This window comes from Roseovarius atlanticus (assembly GCF_019802205.1).
GTDB classification, from domain to species: Bacteria; Pseudomonadota; Alphaproteobacteria; order Rhodobacterales; family Rhodobacteraceae; genus Roseovarius; species Roseovarius atlanticus_A.
On sequence record NZ_JAHVHQ010000002.1, the window covers coordinates 826,974 to 843,817 of the forward strand.

At 65.1% G+C, this 16,844-nt stretch carries 17 protein-coding genes; 4 read left to right on the forward strand and 13 right to left on the reverse strand.

Features of this window, described 5'->3' with window-relative positions; genetic code table 11:
* Positions 1 to 18: 18 nt before the first annotated feature.
* From infB to pip, 5 genes are all read right to left on the reverse strand, one after another.
* Entirely contained in the window at positions 19 to 2,517 is a 2,499-nt protein-coding gene (infB, locus tag KUV49_RS04225; RefSeq protein WP_222451759.1) for a translation initiation factor IF-2, read from the reverse strand.
* Between the two features lie 5 nt (positions 2,518 to 2,522).
* Positions 2,523 to 3,146 carry an RNA-binding protein gene (locus tag KUV49_RS04230; protein ID WP_222451760.1) on the reverse strand — a complete coding sequence of 208 codons (624 nt, stop codon included), beginning with the start codon at positions 3,144 to 3,146 and terminating at the stop codon, positions 2,523 to 2,525.
* A 25-nt stretch (positions 3,147 to 3,171) separates the two neighbouring features.
* Positions 3,172 to 4,803: a transcription termination factor NusA gene (gene nusA, locus KUV49_RS04235; protein WP_222451761.1), complete on the reverse strand. Its 1,632-nt coding sequence runs from the start codon at positions 4,801 to 4,803 to the stop codon at positions 3,172 to 3,174.
* A gap of 4 nt (positions 4,804 to 4,807) precedes the next feature.
* Positions 4,808 to 5,380: a ribosome maturation factor RimP gene (gene rimP, locus KUV49_RS04240; RefSeq protein WP_222451762.1), complete on the reverse strand. Its 573-nt coding sequence runs from the start codon at positions 5,378 to 5,380 to the stop codon at positions 4,808 to 4,810.
* Between the two features lie 251 nt (positions 5,381 to 5,631).
* Complete coding sequence (gene pip / locus KUV49_RS04245) at positions 5,632 to 6,606, reverse strand: prolyl aminopeptidase (protein WP_222451763.1); 975 nt, start codon at positions 6,604 to 6,606, stop codon at positions 5,632 to 5,634.
* 48 nt (positions 6,607 to 6,654) lie between these two features.
* Between pip and ubiG the strand changes: the two genes are divergently transcribed.
* Complete coding sequence (gene ubiG, locus KUV49_RS04250; RefSeq protein ID WP_222451764.1) at positions 6,655 to 7,398, forward strand: bifunctional 2-polyprenyl-6-hydroxyphenol methylase/3-demethylubiquinol 3-O-methyltransferase UbiG; 744 nt, start codon at positions 6,655 to 6,657, stop codon at positions 7,396 to 7,398.
* An 8-nt stretch (positions 7,399 to 7,406) separates the two neighbouring features.
* On the opposite strand, the gene KUV49_RS04255 is transcribed toward ubiG, so the two are convergent.
* From KUV49_RS04255 to KUV49_RS04270, 4 genes are read right to left on the reverse strand one after another with little or no spacing between them, the layout of a single operon-like run.
* Positions 7,407 to 7,856, reverse strand: coding sequence for a MarR family winged helix-turn-helix transcriptional regulator (locus KUV49_RS04255; protein WP_222451765.1), 450 nt, complete (start codon positions 7,854 to 7,856; stop codon positions 7,407 to 7,409).
* Positions 7,853 to 8,683: a carbon-nitrogen hydrolase family protein gene (locus tag KUV49_RS04260; RefSeq protein WP_222451766.1), complete on the reverse strand. Its 831-nt coding sequence runs from the start codon at positions 8,681 to 8,683 to the stop codon at positions 7,853 to 7,855. The genes KUV49_RS04255 and KUV49_RS04260 overlap by 4 nt, the downstream gene beginning before the upstream one ends.
* Entirely contained in the window at positions 8,680 to 8,937 is a 258-nt protein-coding gene (gene grxC, locus KUV49_RS04265; RefSeq protein ID WP_222451767.1) for a glutaredoxin 3, read from the reverse strand. Before grxC ends, KUV49_RS04260 begins: the two co-directional genes overlap by 4 nt.
* A 35-nt stretch (positions 8,938 to 8,972) precedes the next feature.
* On the reverse strand, positions 8,973 to 9,704 hold the full coding sequence (locus KUV49_RS04270) for a double zinc ribbon domain-containing protein (protein WP_315899543.1): 732 nt from the start codon (positions 9,702 to 9,704) through the stop codon (positions 8,973 to 8,975).
* Between the two features lie 14 nt (positions 9,705 to 9,718).
* Here KUV49_RS04270 and KUV49_RS04275 point away from each other — a divergent pair, with 14 nt between their 5' ends.
* Both KUV49_RS04275 and hemH read left to right on the forward strand, forming a co-directional pair.
* Positions 9,719 to 10,534: a methyltransferase domain-containing protein gene (locus KUV49_RS04275; protein WP_222451768.1), complete on the forward strand. Its 816-nt coding sequence runs from the start codon at positions 9,719 to 9,721 to the stop codon at positions 10,532 to 10,534.
* A gap of 60 nt (positions 10,535 to 10,594) precedes the next feature.
* Positions 10,595 to 11,656, forward strand: coding sequence for a ferrochelatase (gene hemH, locus KUV49_RS04280; RefSeq protein ID WP_222451769.1), 1,062 nt, complete (start codon positions 10,595 to 10,597; stop codon positions 11,654 to 11,656).
* Between the two features lie 234 nt (positions 11,657 to 11,890).
* On the opposite strand, the gene KUV49_RS04285 is transcribed toward hemH, so the two are convergent.
* Complete coding sequence (locus KUV49_RS04285; protein WP_222451770.1) at positions 11,891 to 12,481, reverse strand: L,D-transpeptidase; 591 nt, start codon at positions 12,479 to 12,481, stop codon at positions 11,891 to 11,893.
* 169 nt (positions 12,482 to 12,650) lie between these two features.
* Between KUV49_RS04285 and KUV49_RS04290 the strand changes: the two genes are divergently transcribed.
* Positions 12,651 to 13,166: a CAP domain-containing protein gene (locus tag KUV49_RS04290; RefSeq protein WP_222451771.1), complete on the forward strand. Its 516-nt coding sequence runs from the start codon at positions 12,651 to 12,653 to the stop codon at positions 13,164 to 13,166.
* 9 nt (positions 13,167 to 13,175) lie between these two features.
* Here the strand turns inward: KUV49_RS04290 and KUV49_RS04295 are convergent, their stop codons facing one another.
* The 3 genes from KUV49_RS04295 to KUV49_RS04305 form a co-directional block, all read right to left on the reverse strand.
* Positions 13,176 to 13,685: a murein L,D-transpeptidase family protein gene (locus tag KUV49_RS04295; RefSeq protein WP_222451772.1), complete on the reverse strand. Its 510-nt coding sequence runs from the start codon at positions 13,683 to 13,685 to the stop codon at positions 13,176 to 13,178.
* A gap of 77 nt (positions 13,686 to 13,762) precedes the next feature.
* On the reverse strand, positions 13,763 to 14,986 hold the full coding sequence (locus KUV49_RS04300; protein ID WP_222451773.1) for a class I SAM-dependent RNA methyltransferase: 1,224 nt from the start codon (positions 14,984 to 14,986) through the stop codon (positions 13,763 to 13,765).
* Positions 14,987 to 14,989: 3 nt separating this feature from the next.
* Complete coding sequence (locus KUV49_RS04305; protein ID WP_222451774.1) at positions 14,990 to 16,837, reverse strand: ABC transporter ATP-binding protein; 1,848 nt, start codon at positions 16,835 to 16,837, stop codon at positions 14,990 to 14,992.
* Positions 16,838 to 16,844: the final 7 nt, after the last annotated feature.

The following is a 16,844-nucleotide window of genomic DNA, read 5'->3' on the forward strand; positions in this document are numbered from 1 at the left end:
AACAGACTCTGACACGGCTCAGTCGAGGTTCCGCTCGACTTCCTCGCGTTCGAAGATCTCGATCACGTCGCCTTCGCGGATGTCCTCGTATTTCTCGAACGCCATGCCGCATTCCTGGCCCGACTGAACCTCCGACACTTCGTCCTTGAAACGCTTCAGCGTCTTCAGCGTGCCCTCGTGGATCACCACGTCATCGCGCAGCAGGCGCACACCGGCCGACCGGCGGGCGACACCCTCGGTCACCAGACAACCCGCAACCTTGCCGACGCCGGTGACCTTGAAGACTTCCCGGATCTCGGCATAGCCGATGAAGTTCTCGCGGATTTCCGCACCCAGCAGACCGCTCGCGGCCGCCTTCACGTCATCCACCAGGTCATAGATCACGCTGTAATAGCGGATCTCGACGCCCTTCTGGTTCGCTGAATTCCGCGCCGGCGCGTTGGCCCGCACGTTGAAGCCGATCACGGGCGCACCCGACGCTTCGGCCAGGCCGATATCGGATTCTGTAATGGCACCCACGCCCGAGTGCAGCACGCGCACGCGCACCTCCTCGTTGCCGATCTTCTCCATTGCCTGGACGATCGCCTCGGCAGAGCCCTGCACGTCGGCCTTCACCAAGATCGGCAATTCCTTGACGTTCTCGTTCTCCTTGGCCTGCGCCAGAAGCTGTTCGAGCGTCGTGCCGGCGCCTGCCGCCGCGCGTTTCTCCTTCGCCGCCTTCTCGCGGTACTCGGCAATCTCGCGCGCCTGACCTTCGGATTTGACCACGTTCAGAACGTCGCCCGCCTCGGGCGTGCCGTTGAGGCCAAGAACCTCGACAGGCACCGACGGCCCGGCTTCCTGAACGCGCTCGCCCCGGTCGTTGATCAGCGCACGGACCTTGCCGTACTGCTCGCCCACGACGAAGATATCGCCCTGTTTCAGCGTGCCGCGCTGCACAAGAACCGTCGCCACGGGGCCACGGCCCACATCCAGCTGCGCCTCGATCACCGCACCTTCGGCGGCGCGGTCCGGGTTTGCTTTCAGCTCCAGGATCTCGGATTGCAGCGCGATGGCTTCCAGCAGCTCATCCAGGCCCTGACCCGTCTGGGCCGACACCTCGACATCCTGCACGTCGCCCGACATCGCCTCGACGATCACCTCGTGCTGCAACAGCTCGGTGCGCACCTTGTCGGGGTTCGCCTCGGGCTTGTCGCACTTGTTGATCGCCACGATCATCGGCACCTTGGCGGCCTTGGCGTGGTTGATCGCCTCGATCGTCTGCGGCATCACCGAATCGTCGGCAGCCACCACCAGTACCACGATATCCGTCACCTGCGCGCCACGGGCCCGCATGCTGGTGAACGCGGCGTGACCCGGCGTATCGAGGAAGCTCAGCACGGCACCGCTGTCGGTCGTCACCTGGTAGGCACCGATATGCTGGGTGATGCCCCCCGCCTCGCCGGCCACCACCTTGGCGTCGCGAATCGCGTCCAGCAGCGATGTCTTGCCGTGGTCCACGTGACCCATGATGGTGATCACCGGCGGACGCGGCATCAGGTCGGCTTCCTTGTCCTCGACCGAATCGATCACGTCCTCGACGTCCGAATCGCTGACCCGGACGATACGGTGACCGAATTCCTCGACGATCAGCTCGGCCGTATCGGCGTCGATCGACTGGTTCTGCGTGACCATCATGCCGTTGTTCATCAGCGCCTTGACCACGTCGCCCACGCGCTCGGCCATCCGGTTGGCCAGCTCGCTGACCACGATCGCCTCGGGCACCTGCACGTCGCGCACGACCTTTTCACGCTCCTGCGCGCCGCCCATGGCCTTTTGCCGGGCACGCTCCTGCTTGCGCTTCATCGCCGCCATGGATTTCTGCCGGCCGCCTTCGCCACCCGACAGCGCCTGGTTCAGCGTCAGCTTGCCGGCCCGGCGTCCACCGTCGTCGCCACGACCCTTGCCCTTGCCGCGGCCATCGTCGCCACGCTGGTCGCGCTCGGGCGCCTTGCTGCGGGGCGCCTGCTTGGCCGGGCGGGTCTGCTGATCTTCGGTCGGCGGTGCGGCGGCGGCGGCCGCAGCCTGCTTGGCGGCATCCGCTGCTTCGCGCTTCTTGCGCTCTTCCTCGTCGGCCTTCGCCTTGGCGCGTTCCTCGGCCTCGCGCTGTTCGCGCTCCTTGGCCTCGGCCTCTTCGCGGCGGCGCATCTTCTCTTCCTCGCGCTCACGCTCTTCGGCCTCACGCTGCGCGGCTTCCTCCGACTCGCGTTCCTTCGCGGCGGCAAGCGCCCTCATCCGGCGTTCCATCTCCTCGTCGGAGATCCCCGCCGGGCGTTTCGATCCTGCTCCGGCTGCACCCGGCTTGGCGCCACCCGGCGCAGGCGCCGCGGCCCCGGGTTTCGGTTTCACGATCCGCTTGCGCTTGGTTTCCACCACGACGTTCTTGGTGCGGCCATGGCTGAAGCTCTGCTTCACGTTCCCCGACCGAGGACCGCCACCACGTACACCCAGAGTTTTCTTTCCGTCGTTGTCGCTCATCTATCTCAACTTCCTTTCCGGCGGGGTCGGTCCCCGTCCGTGACGCGCAAGCCCTTGAGTCTTGCCGCCTCCTCTACAACACGTTCGCACAAACCGCCAGCCGCGAGTGCGGCGTGGATGCTTGTTTCACGCCCGAATGCCTGGCCCAGCTCATCGGCGGTGATCCAGCCGATCCAGCTGCCGCCAAAGGGCGTGCTCAGTTTCGTCTTCCCGCGCGCCGAGCCGTCGCTGGCCTGGATCAGGACCTCGGCCTCTTCCTTGGCCAGCCAGTCCTTGACCTTCTCGTATCCGGCCACCGCCTGCCCGCCCTTGCGCGCCAGGCTCAGCAGCTCCACCACCCGTCGCGCCAGCATCGCCTCGACCTGCTCGACCAGCCCGTCGGGCACCGTAACGCTCTGCTTGGCACTGCGCGAGAACAGGCCCTTCTTCACGGCCATCTCCAGCGCCTGCCGCGTCGAACTCACCCAGATGCCCCGGCCCGGCAGTTTCTCCAGGATGTCCGGCACAACCTGCCCCTCGGGGCTTATGGCGAACCGTATCAGGCCATGCTTCGGACGCACCTCGCCCGTGGCAATGCACTTGCGCTCGGGACCATTCGTCCGGTCCTTGGGCTGCCCACCGCGCCCCATATCAACGCCTACGAGGCCTGACGCATCAGGCCTCGGCCTCCTCTGCGGTGCCGTCCTCGGACTCTTCGCCCTCTTCGGCGTCAGCCTCGGGCTCAAGATCCGACGGATCGACCCAGCCCAGCATGACCCGTGCGGTCATCACCAGGTCCTGCGCCTCTTCCAGCGACACTTCGAAAGGTTCCAGGACGCCATCGTCCTTGACGCGCTCGCCGTCCACGGTGGTCCAGCCGCCCGCCAGTTCCCAGTCGGCGCAGGTGGCGAAGTCTTCCAGCGTCTTCACGCCGTCCTCGGCCAGTGCCTGTACCATCTGGGGTGTCAGGCCCTCGAATTCAATAAGGCTGTCCTCGGCGCCCAGCGCGCGGGCTTTCTCCAGCGCTTCCTTGGCCTGTGCTTCCAGAACGTCACGCGCGCGCGCCTGCAATTCGTTGGCGGTGTCCTCGTCCACGCCGTCGATCACCAGCAGCTCGTCGATCTCGACATAGGCGACCTCGTCGAGGTTGGTGAAGCCTTCCGACACCAGCAGCTGGGCAAAGAACTCGTCCAGGTCCAGCGTGTCCATGAACAGCTTGGTGCGCTCCTCGAATTCCTTCTGACGGCGCTCGCTGTCCTCGGCCTCGGTCATGATGTCGATGTCGAGGTTGGTCAGCTGGCTCGCCAGCCGCACGTTCTGACCGCGGCGACCGATGGCCAGCGAAAGCTGGTCCTCGGGCACCACGACCTCGATGCGCTCGGCTTCCTCGTCCAGAACCACCTTGCTCACCTCGGCGGGCTGCAGCGCGTTCACCAGGAAGGTCGGCTGGTCCTCGTTCCACGGGATGATGTCGATCTTCTCGCCCTGCAACTCGTTCACCACGGCCTGCACGCGGCTGCCGCGCATGCCCACGCAGGCCCCCACGGGGTCGATCGAGTTGTCATAGGAAATCACCGCGATCTTGGCGCGGCTGCCGGGGTCACGGGCCACGGCCTTGATCTCGATGATGCCGTCATAGATTTCCGGCACTTCCATCTTGAACAGTTCCGCCATGAACTCGGGCGCGGTGCGGCTCAGGAAAATCTGCGGCCCACGGGCCTCGCGGCGCACATCCTTGATGTAGCACCGGATCCGGTCGTTCGGGCGATAGCTTTCGCGCCCGATCTTCTCGTTCCGGCGCAGGATCGCTTCGCCCGCACCCACGTCGACGATGACGTTGCCGTATTCCTCGCGCTTGACCACGCCGTTGATGATCGTGCCGGCCCGGTCCTTGAATTCCTCGTACTGGCGGTCACGCTCGGCCTCGCGCACCTTCTGCAGGATCACCTGCTTGGCGCTCTGCGCGGCGATCCGGCCCATGTCCACCGGAGGCACTTCCTCGACGAAGGTGTCGCCGACCTTGGGGTCGTCCAGGTACTGCTTGGCCTGCTCGACGGTGAACTCCGCCTGGTAATTCTCCAGCTCCTCGTCCTCGACCACCGTGCGCACGCGGGTGAAGGTCGCCTTGCCGGTCTTGCGGTCGATGCTGACGCGAATGTCCATCTCGGCGCCGTACCGGCTCTTGGCCGCGCGCGAGAGGCTCTCTTCCATCGCCTCGATCACAAGGCCCGGGTCGATCATCTTCTCCCGCGCCACCGCCTCGGCGGTCTGCAAAAGCTCAAGCTGGTTGGCAGAGGTAATAGCCATTGTCTCAGGTCTCCTCGGACGAGTCAGTCTCTATGTCGTCAAAATTGTCTTCGTTCAGAACGCCCGCTTCCTTGCGTGCCTTCAGCATGTCCTTGATCAGCTCATCGGTCAGCACCAGCTTGGCATCCGCCAGCCAGTCGAAATGCAGCCCGATCGTGCCTTCCTCGACGTTGATCAGCACCTCGCCGCCCTCGGTCCCGGTCAGAACGCCCTTGAACCGCTTGCGCCCGTCGATCAGCTCGTGGGTCTCCAGCTTCGCCTCGTAGCCCTCGAACTCGTCGAAATCCTTCAGCCGGGTCAGCGGCCGGTCGATGCCGGGGCTGGACACTTCCAGCGTGTACTGATCGACGATCGGGTCCTCCACGTCCAGTACGGCGCTGACGGCGGTGGAAATCTCGGCGCATTCATCCACCTCGATCCCGCCCTCGGGCCGCTCGGCCATGATCTGCAACGTGGCGGTCTTGCCGCCCATCAGACGCACGCGCACCAGCTCGAACCCCATGTCCTCGATGACAGGGGTAATGATCTCGGCGATCCGCCGATCCATCGACGATTTTGCAATCAGGTCGTTGCTCATGGGTCCTTCGAACACAAAAAAACGGGCGCGCGGCCCGTCGATCTTTCCCGGTGGAGCGCCGGGTGTGGACCCCAGCGCGCCGCTGTTGAAAGGGCATATACGACTCGATGGCCGAGTCTGCAAGGGGGAAAGCAGGTTGCGCAGATGTCAGCCCTTCCCGCGCACGTCATCCCCGACTTGATCGGGGATCTCCCGGGGCCAGGGATCCTCTGGTCACGCCAGAGGATGACGGCGCTCCGGGACCCCGCCCGCTAACCGACCGTCACCATCCGGTTCATGATCTTCACCAGTTCCGCACTGATCCCCGGTTCCGACAGGGCGTGCCCCGCCACCGGGATGATCCGCAACTCGCCCTTTGGCCACAGCCCCGCCAGCCGATGCGCCGCCTCGGGCGGGCAGATCATGTCGTACCGCCCCTGCACGATCACGCCGGGCGTCTCCGCCAGCTTGTCCATGTTGTCGTAGATGTAACCGTCCTGCCCCAGGAAGCCGTTATGCCGGAAATAATGGTTCTCCAACCGTGCGAACGCGCGGGCGTAATCCGCAGGGCTGTCTCCGCTCTGGCCGCTGGAATTGACCGTGGCCAGCGCATTCTCCCACGCGCTCCACGCCTTGGCGAACCGCACTTCCTCGGCCCGGTCGCCGGAAAACAGCCGCTTGTTATAGGCCCCGATCATGTCGCCCTGTTCGTCCTCGGGGATCAGCGACCGGAACTTTGCCCAGGTCTCGGGCCAGAACCGCCCGGCACCGCCGCCATAGAACCAGTCCAGCTCCCGCTGCGTCATGGTAAAGACGCCCCGCAACACCAGGTGCGCCACCGCCTCCGGATGGCTCTGGCCGTAGATCAGCGCCAGCGTCGCGCCCCAGCTGCCGCCGAAGACGATCCAGGTGTCGATACCCAGCACCTCGCGGATCCGTTCGATATCCGCCACAAGGTGCCAGGTCGTGTTGTCCTCGACACTCGCATGGGGCTTCGACCGGCCACAGCCGCGCTGGTCGAACAGCACGATCCGGTAATGGTTCGGATCGAAATACCGCCGCATCGCCGGGCTGCACCCGCCGCCGGGGCCACCGTGCAGCACCACAACGGGCGTGCCCTCGGGGTTGCCAGATTGCTCGACATAAATCGTATGCCCGTCGCCCACGTCCATCATCCGCCGGTCGAACGGCTCGATCGACGGATACAGGAACTGCGCTGCGCTCTTTTGGCTCGAAAACTTGTCCATGAATGTCCTATATAGACCGTCTGAGACATTGAGCACATGGAACGCGGAATGCAACCCAACTCGACTACGATCGACACCGAAGAAGTCGCCAAATTCGAGGCGATGGCCGCCGAATGGTGGGACCCGAACGGCAAGTTCAAGCCGCTGCACATGCTCAATCCCTGTCGTCTGGATTACATCACGTCGCAGATCGCCGCCGAATTCGACCGCGACCTCAAGACCGCGAAACCCTTCGCCGGCCTGCGGCTTCTGGATATCGGCTGCGGCGGCGGTCTGCTGGCCGAGCCGATGGCCCGCCTTGGCGCCACCGTGGTCGGCGCCGACGCCGCTGCGGGCAACATCCCCGTGGCACAGGTCCACGCTGCGCAATCCGGCCTCGAGATCGACTACCGCAACACCACCGCCGAGGCGCTCGCCGCCGCGGGCGAACAGTTCGACATCGTCCTGAACATGGAAGTGGTCGAGCACGTGGCCGACCCCGCCACCTATCTCACTGCCTGCCAACGCCTGCTCAAACCGGGCGGCCTGCATGTCTGCTCCACCCTCAACCGCACCGCCAAGAGCTTTGCCGCCGCCATTGTCGGCGCGGAATTCATCATGCGCTGGCTGCCCAAGGGCACCCATGACTGGAACAAGTTCATCACCCCGGAAGAGCTCTACGGCCTTCTGCGCGACGCCGGCCTCGACCCGGTCGACCGCAAGGGCTTCGTCTTCAATCCCATCAGCTGGTCCTGGTCCCTGTCGGATCGCGACCTCGCCGTGAATTACGTCACGACCAGCGTAAAACCCTGAACCAGAGCCTAGCTCTCGTCCGACAGCTTCGCGCGCATCTCGCGCAGCACGGGCAGGGTGGCCCGCACGTTGGTCTCGCCCAACTCGCTCACCACCTCGGTGATCAACGGCATGATCGCGGAAATCGCGGCATCCCGCGCCCGCGTACCGGCGGGGCTGATCGACACCATCTTGCGCCGCGCGTCGTCCCAGTCGGGCCGGATATGCACATACCCCGCCCATTCCAGCTTGCTCAGCGTGTTGGTCATCGCCCCGCGCGTCACGTGAAAGCTCTTGGCCAGCTGCGCCGGGCTTCGTTCGCCATTGGCCCGCGCCAGGTGGTTCAGCACCGAGAAATGCGAGATCTCCATGCCTTTCGGCAGCACCCGGCTCAACCGGCTCCGGATCAGCTGCTCGTTCGCCAGAACCTCGCTGAACAGCGAAACGGCAATCGAATGCAGCGTGTTATCCGTTGTCACGACCAAGTGATGTCGACCTCACTGTTTACCGCCGGTATCCGCGCCCGTGCCTGGGTCACCTCGTCCCGGTTCACGTCCACGAATACCACACCCGGCTCGGTTCCGGCATCTGCCAATACGTCACCCCACGGTCCCACGGCCAGCGAATGCCCATAAGTGCGGCGTTCCTTGCCGCGCGTGGCCGAATGTTGGCCGGTCTGCGCCGGGGCCAGAACGTAGCACCCGGTCTCGATCGCCCGCGCCCGCAGCAGCGTCTCCCAATGCGCCTCGCCCGTGGGCACGGCGAAGGCCGACGGCACCGTCAGAATCTCCGCCCCGGCCTGCGCCAGACGCCGGTAAAGCCCGGGAAACCGCAGATCATAGCATACCGTCATCCCGATCGTGCCGAACGGCGTCCTGGCCGTCACGCCCCGGTCGCCGGGGCGATAGCCGGCCGATTCCCTGTATTGCTCCGTCTCGGAAACCGTCACGTCGAACATGTGGATCTTGTCATACCACGCCGCGATCCCGCCTTTCGGGTCGATGAGAAACGAACGGTTGGCAAACCGCCCGTCCGCGTCATCCGTCTTGACCGCAATCGACCCGATCAGCACCCAGATCCCCAACCGCTCCGCCTGCTGCCGCAGACCGGCCAGCGTCGCGTCGACGTCTTGGTGGCGCAGCACTTCCTCCTGCCGGGTCCGGCTGGCCGACAGGCAATTCGTCACCTCCGGCGTCAGCACGAACCCCGCGCCGCCCGCCGCCGCCTCGTCGATCAGACCTTGCGTGACCGGCAGGTTGTCCTCGGGGCTATCCGACGCATTCAGCTGGATCAGGGCAGTTTTCATGCTTTCAGCAGCGCGTCCAGCTTGCCCGCCCGGTCCATCGCATAAAGCTCGTCACAGCCCCCCACATGCACGTCGCCGACAAAGATCTGCGGCACCGTCCGCCCGCCATTGGCACGCTGCGTCATCTCGGCCCGCTTCTCCGGCTCCCGCCCCACGTCGATCTCGGTAAAGTCCACGCCCTTCTGCGACAGCAGCCGCTTGGCCGCGTGGCAAAAACCGCAAAGCTGCGAGGTGTAGATTTCAACGGGTCTCATGACAGGGTCCAATCCTTTCCGTGGTTGGCCCCTACTTAAGCATCCTTGACCACGCGCGCCAGTGTCAGTGTCCTGACCTCCGCCGCGCCCGCCGCCAGCAAGGCGCCCGCGCAGGCCGCCAGTGTCGCGCCCGATGTCATCACGTCATCCACCAGGATCACCGCGCGCCCGTGGATCATCACCCGCCGCCCCTTCCATACGCCTATGGCCGCGTCCAGCGTCGCGAACCGCGCCTCCATGCCCATCCCATCCAGCGAGGGCGTCCGCCTCACACGTTCTAGAACATCGGGACACCACGCCGCGTTCACCTCTTTCGCCACCGCCTGCGCCAGCAGGGCCGATTGGTTGAACCGCCGCTTCAACAGCCGGGTCCAGTGTAACGGCACGGGAACGAACAGGCACTCCGGCACCAGCAGCGGGGCGGCCGCCCGTTTCATCCACGTCGCCGCCAGCGGCACCACGTCATGCCGGTCGCCGTGCTTCAACGCCAGCACAAGCTTGCGCGCATTGTCCTTGTAGATCAGCGCCGCGCGCCCTTTCTGCCAGGGCCGCGCCACGCGCAGGCAATCGTCGCACCGCGCATCCCCGCCCGCATCCTCGCCGGGAAGGGGACACCCACACAGGTCACAGACCAGCCCGGCCAGCACCGGCGTATCCCGCCAACAAGGGCCGCACAGGCCGAACTCGCTCTCCACCAGTCCGCCGCATAACGTGCAGCGCGGCGGATAGACCACGCGAAGCGCCGTTTGAATTGCCTCGAAAGCCACTCTATTTAGCCACCATGACCAGAACCCTCACCGATCGCCGCGCGCTTCAGCGCAACCGCAACCGTGCCAGCCGCGCCCCCGCGCTGTTCCTGCACGAGACCGCGATCGACGAGATCAAGGATCGGCTCAGTTTCGTTAACAAATCCTTTACGGATACGAGCATCGTCACCGGACTGCCCGACCCGTGGCAGGCGGCATTTCCGGACGCGCAGATCATAGAAGACGCCGAAACCCTCGCGTTAGAGCCTGAATCCCATGACCTGATCCTGCACGCCATGTCCCTGCACTGGGCGGACGACCCCGTGGGCCAGATGATCCAGTGCCGTCGCGCCCTGCGCCCCGATGGCCTGTTCATCGCCGTCTTCTTCGGCGGCCAGACCCTGCATCAACTGCGCGCCGTCCTCGCCCAGGCCGAATCCGACCTGCGCGGCGGCCTGTCGCCCCGGGTCCTGCCCATGGGCGATATCCGCGACCTTGGCGCGCTCTTGCAACGCGCCGGGTTTGCCCTGCCGGTGGCCGACACTCTCCCGCTCGAGGCCAGCTACGAAAACCTCATCGCCCTGATGCACGACCTGCGCGCCATGGGCGAGGCCAACGCGCTCGACGCCCGGCCCCGCTCTTTCACCCGGCGCGACGTGCTCCTGCGCGCCGCCGAGCTCTACGCCGAGACCTTCGGCACCCCCGACGGCCGCATCCCCGCCACGTTCGAGCTGATCACCCTCACCGGCTGGGCCCCCTCTGCGGACCAGCCCCAGCCCCTCCGCCCTGGAAGCGCGACAACACGTCTCGCCGACGCCCTCGGCACCTCCGAGACCCCGCTCAAAGATTGACGACCGACCGCAATCCTTTATGTGTCCGTGATCCCATCCGACCAGAAAAGACGCCCGCCCATGTTTGACGCCGCCAAGAACAAGACCTGTCCTGTCCACGCTCCGTCCGACCATCCGGCCATCCCGGACCCCAAGACGGGCGTTCTCATCGCCAATCTCGGCACGCCCGACGATTACGGCTACTGGTCCATGCGGCGCTACCTCAACGAGTTCCTGTCGGACCGCCGCGTGATCGACTATTCGCCCTGGCTCTGGCAGCCGCTTCTGCAATTGGTGATCCTGTCGAAACGCCCCTTCACCAGCGGCGAGGCCTATAAATCCATCTGGAACGAGGACAAGGGCGAAAGCCCCCTGATGACCATCACCCGCGACCAGACGACCAAGCTGTCCGAGGCGCTCAAGGCCCGCTATGGCGACACCGTGATGGTCGATTTCTGCATGCGCTACGGCAACCCCTCGACCAAGTCCAAGGTCCGCGCGCTGGTAGAGGCCGGCTGCACCCGGATCCTCTTTTTCCCGCTCTACCCGCACTATGCCGGCGCCACCTCGGCCACCGCGAACGACCAGTTCTTCCGCGCCCTGATGGACGAAACCTGGCAGCCCATCGCCCGCGTGGTCGAGCCCTATTTCGAGCATCCGCTTTATATCGAGGCGTTGGCCCAATCGGTCGAAAAGGGCTATGCAGAGACTGACAAGAAGCCCGAGATCCTCGTCGTCTCCTATCATGGGATGCCGCAGCGCTACCTGAAACAGGGCGACCCCTACCACTGCCAGTGCCAGAAAACGACGCGGCTGCTGCGGGAACGTCTGGGCTGGGACGACACCCAAATCACCACCACGTTCCAGTCGGTATTCGGCCCCGAGGAATGGCTGCGCCCCTACACGGTCGAACATGTCGCCAAGCTGGCCGAGGACGGCAAGAAGAACATCGCCGTCATCGCGCCCGCCTTTTCCGCCGACTGCATCGAGACGCTGGAAGAGATCAACGAAGAGATCAAGGAAAGCTTCGAGGAGGCCGGCGGCGAAGAGTTCCTCTATATCCCCTGCCTCAACGACAGCGACGCCCATATCAAGGCGCTGAGCACGGTGATCGAGGACAACCTCAAGGGCTGGCTGGACTGAAGCGGTCGGAAAAAACGGCACGCGTCATCCCGGACTTGATCCGGGATCTCGTGGGGCAAGAGATCCTCTGGTCAAGCCAGAGGATGACATAGGGTCATAAGGCGCAGGGGGCGGCCCGTCGATGAGCGGCGGCCTGCGGCCTCGATTCCGCGCGAAGCAGCTCGACCCTCCAAACAAAAAAAAGGCAGCGCCGAAACGCTGCCCAAACTCGTCTCTATTCCAGCGCAATCCGCGTCAGATCACCAGAACCTGCGTGCCAACCTTGGCCCGCGCGAACAGCTTTGCGATGTGCTCGTTGTAAAGCCCGATACACCCGTTCGACGACCGCCGCCCGATCTTGCGCGTGTCATGCGTGCCGTGGATCCGGTAATAGGTCCAGCCCAGGTACAGGGCATGGGTGCCCAGCGGGTTGTCCGGCCCCGGCGGCACGTAGGACGGCCAGTCCGGGTTCCGCTTCAGCATCGACGGCGTCGGGCGCCAGTCCGGGCCCTCCACCTTGCGCACCACCCGCGTCCGGCCCCGCCGCGTCAGCTCTTCCGACATCGGAATGCTCGACGGGAACAGGAACTTCGTCTGCCCGTCCTCGTCCCAGAAATGCAGCGCGCGGGACGAGATATCGACCAGGATCGCACCATTCCTCAGGCTCTTGAAATGCGGCCGCCAGTCCGCGGCGCGAAAGCTCGAAATGTTGCGCCGCACCGTCTGGGTAATCGCGCCCTCCATCTCGGTGGTGCCGGTTTGCGCCAGCGCCGGCGCACCCAGCGAAACGGCGGTGCCGGCCAGGAAAGCGCGCCGGCTGAATGTGTTTTTGGGATATAGGGACATGTCTGTCTTCCAACTGTCTGCTTTGGAACTGATCGCAGCATATGGCGCGAATGCCTCAGTCGCAAATCAAACCGGCAACATTCGGGCACCTGACGTGGTTGTGGGTTTGAAAGACCACTCAAGCCGCGCTAAGAGGCGAGTCGAACGAACTTCTGGGTGGTAGAGACTGATGACGCGTATTTTTAGCCTGCTGGTTTCCGCACTTGTGCTCTTGTCGGCCTGTGCCGCGCCGCCGCCGCAATCCACGGTCGGCCCCGATGGCGAGCCGCTGCAGCAGGTCTACCGCATCCGTGCGGGCCAGACCGCCGAGATCCAGTACCGGATGCTCGACGCCGTCAACGCCCTGCGCCAGGCCGCCGGGCGCCCCGCCGTTCAGCTGAACGCGCAGCTCAACGCGGCCGCCGCCACCCATTCGCGCGACATGTCGGTGCAGAACCGCCCCTGGCATTTCGGCTCCGACGGCTCCTCGCCGATCGACCGGGTCCGCCGCGTCGGCTACAGCGGCGACCTGGTCGGCGAGAACATCTCGGAAACCTACGAGACCGAGCTGGAAACCCTGACCGCCTGGATGGACGAGGCGTCGACCAAGCAGGTCATCATGGCGCCCGACGCCCGGCAAATGGGCTTTTCCTGGGAACAGGAACGCAACGGCAAGATCTGGTGGACGCTGGTGATGGGCAAGTAGGCCCACCCCTCACGGCGTGATGCGGATCGGGGTGCCGTTGCGCACCATCGCATAGATCTTCTCGATTTCCTTGTTCCGGACGGAAATGCACCCGGCGGTCCAGTCGCGGCCAAGCCGCCGCTTGCGGATCCAGCCCAGGTCGTTGGGCTCGCCGTGGATAAAGATATCCCCACCGGGTCTCTTCCCCTGCGCCTTGGCAAAGGCACGGTCCGCCTCGTTGGGGTACGAAATCCCCAGCGACAGGTGGAACGAACTGTTCGGATTGCGCCGGTCGATGAAATAATCGCCTTCCGGCGTCTTGCCATCGCCCTCGAACTGCTTGTGCCCCGCGGCGGTAAAGCCGAGGTCCACGTCATAGGCCTTCAGCACCTTGTTGTGGTGGAAAAGGTACATCCGCCGCTGGCTCTTGCTGACCAGAACCTGCGTCACTTGCGGCCCGTTATAGGATTTGAACTTCGATCCACAGGCCGCCAGAAATGCGCTGGCGACCGACAGAAGCATGAAATTTCTGCGATTCATTGCTCGATTAACCTGTTGCCTGTCCCTGGCAACGTTTTACACAGTCAGGACCGCCGCGTCATTTCAAAATTGTGCCATCAGCCTGTTTTCCGGCGGATTGCAGCAACCAGCTCGACATGCACCGACCAGCGAAACTGGTCGACCGGGCGCACCCACTCCACGACGTAGCCCGCATCGGTCAGGATCTTCGCATCGCGCGCGAAGGTCACCGGGTTGCAGGACACGTAGGCGATCACGGGCATCTGCGCTTCGGCCAGTTCGCGGCATTGCGCCTCGGCCCCGGCGCGCGGCGGGTCGATCACCGCGCCGCCGAACCGTTTCAGGTCCTCGGCCATGACGGGCTGGCGAAACAGGTCCCGCACCTCGACCGTCACCTTCTTCAGCCGCGCGCTGTGCCGCCATCCCTCGTCCAGCGCCCGCGTCATCCCCGCGCTGCCTTCCACGGCATGCACCGCCCGCTCGCGCGCCAGCGGCAGGGCAAAGGTGCCGCATCCCGCGAACAGGTCGATGACAGGCTCTGTTCCGGCCAAAATCGCCGCAACCTCATCCTGCAACAGCCGCTCGGACTCCTTGGTTGCCTGCAGAAACGCCCCCGGCGGCGGGGTCACGGCGATCCCGTCGAAGTCCTGAATTGGCGGTCGCCGCGTGACCACGGTTTCCTCGTCCCATGTCAGCCGCGCCAAGTCTTCGCTCTCGGCCAGTTGCGCCAGCGCGATCCGCAGGGGCCCCTCCAATGGCTTGCCCCCCTCCACGCGCACGTCCAGCCCCGTCTCGGACAACGCGACCGCGACGCTCAACTCGCCTTTCCGGCTGGTGCCGATCCGGGCCAGCGCCTGCGCCACGCGGGCGCCCTCCAGCAATTCCGGCACCACCACCTGGCATTCACTCAATTCCACGATCACGTCCGACCCTTTGGCGTGAAACCCCGCCGTGGCGCCTTTCTTGGTGCGCCGCGCCGAAAACCCGGCCCTGCGCCGCGCGTTGGCCGGCGATACGGCGATCTCGCGCATCTCGGTTTCGATCCCCTGGGCCGCCAGCGCCTCGCGCACGATCCCGGTCTTCCAGTCGGCCAGAAACCCGTCATCGGCGTGCTGCAACTGGCACCCACCGCAGGATTTGTAATGCCGGCACGGCGCCTTCACCCGCGTCGCGGCGGGCTCCAGGATCTTCACGTCCCGCAGCACGTTGCCCTCGAGCGTCCCGGTCACCCGCTCGCCGGGCAGCGCGCCCGGCACATAGACCGGCCCCTCGGCGATCCCGTCACCAAGGTGCCCAAGACGTTCGATCACAAATTCGGCCATGCCCTACTCCGCCGCCTCGTCCTCGTCGGCATTGATGAACCCGCCCGACTGGCGGCTCCAGAACCGGGCGTACAGCCCGCCCTGCGCCAGCAGTTCGGCATGCCCGCCCTCTTCGACGATCCGACCGTGATCCAGCACGATGATGCGGTCCATCTGCGCAATCGTCGACAGGCGGTGGGCAATCGCGATCACCGTCTTGCCCTCCATCATGCCATAGAGCGTTTCCTGAATCGCCGCTTCCACCTCGCTGTCCAGCGCACTGGTCGCCTCGTCCAGCAGCAGGATCGGCGCGTCCTTCAGGATCACCCGCGCCAGCGTGATCCGCTGCCGCTGGCCGCCCGACAGCTTCACGCCGCGTTCGCCCACATGCGCGTCATAGCCCCTGCGCCCCTGCGGGTCCTCCAGGTCGAGGATGAAGTCGTGCGCCTCGGCCTTCTTCGCCGCCTCCAGCATCTGCGCCTCGCTCGCCTCGGGCTTGCCATAAAGGATGTTGTCCCGCACCGAGCGATGCAGCAAGGAGCTGTCCTGCTGCACCATCCCGATCCGGTCGCGCAGACTGTCCTGCGTCACCTGGCAAATGTCCTGCCCGTCGATCAGGATCTGCCCCTGCTCGGCGTCGTAGAACCGCAAAAGCAGCTTGACCAGGGTCGATTTCCCGGCCCCGGACCGGCCGATCAGACCGATTTTCTCACCCGGCCGGATGTTCAGCGAAATCCGGTCCAGCCCGCCGCTGTCGCGCCCGAAATGATGCGACAGCTCGCGCAGCTCGATCCGGCCTTCCTGCATGTCCAGCGGCGCAGCTCCCCTGGAATCCACCAGCGAGATCGGCTGGGCAATCGTCTCCATCCCCTCAGCCACGACACCCAGCTGCCGAAAGAACGAGGTCAGCGCCCACATGATCCACCCGGTCATCGCGTTCAGCCGCAGGGTCAGCGCCGTCGCCGCGGCCACCACGCCGACACTGGCCTGTCCCTGCATCCACAGCCAGAACGCCCATCCCACGACCGCCACGATCAACAGGCCGTTCAGCAGCGTCAGGACCACGTCCATCACCGTGTAAATCCGCATCTCGTTCTGAAAGGTCTGGCGCGCGTGTTCGATCGCCTCCTTGGCGTATTCCACCTCGCGCGTGTTGTGCGCGAACAGCTTCACCGAATGAATGTTGGTATAGGCGTCCACCACGCGCCCCGTCACAAGGCTGCGCGCATCCGACGCCGCCTTGGAGGCCGGCTGCACCCGCTTGACCGTCCAGTGCACCAGGAATCCGTACAGCGCCAGCCACCCAATCAGGGGCAGCATCAGCCGGGGGTCGGAATCGCTCAGCAATATGCCCGCGCCGATGATGTAGGCGATGGAAAACGCGATGGCGTCGAACGCCTGGAACACCGCTTCGCCCGCCGCCGGCGGCGTCTGCATGATCCGGTTGGCGATTCGCCCGGCAAAGTCGTTCTCGAACCAGCCCACCGACTGCCGCAGCACGTGCTTGTGCGCCCGCCAGCGGATCAGCGTGCCGAAATTCGGCAGGATCGTGTTGTTCAGCAACATCACGTCGAACGCCTGGATCGCGGGACGGATCAGCAAAATGAACACCGCCACCACGATGATCTCGGTGCCGTAATCCCGCCAGACCTCCATCGGGTCGCCTGCCAGGATGTCGACGATCCGCCCCATGTAGTAGATCAGCCAGATCTCGATGGCGGCCACCACGACCGACATGATCCCGGCCATCCAGAACACCCGGCGAAACGGCACCATGTAAAGCCGCATGAACGGCCACAGCCGCGTCGGCGGCGTGTCCGACTCTTCATACGGCACATAAGGATCAACGAGGTTTTCGAAAAACTTGAACATGGAGGGG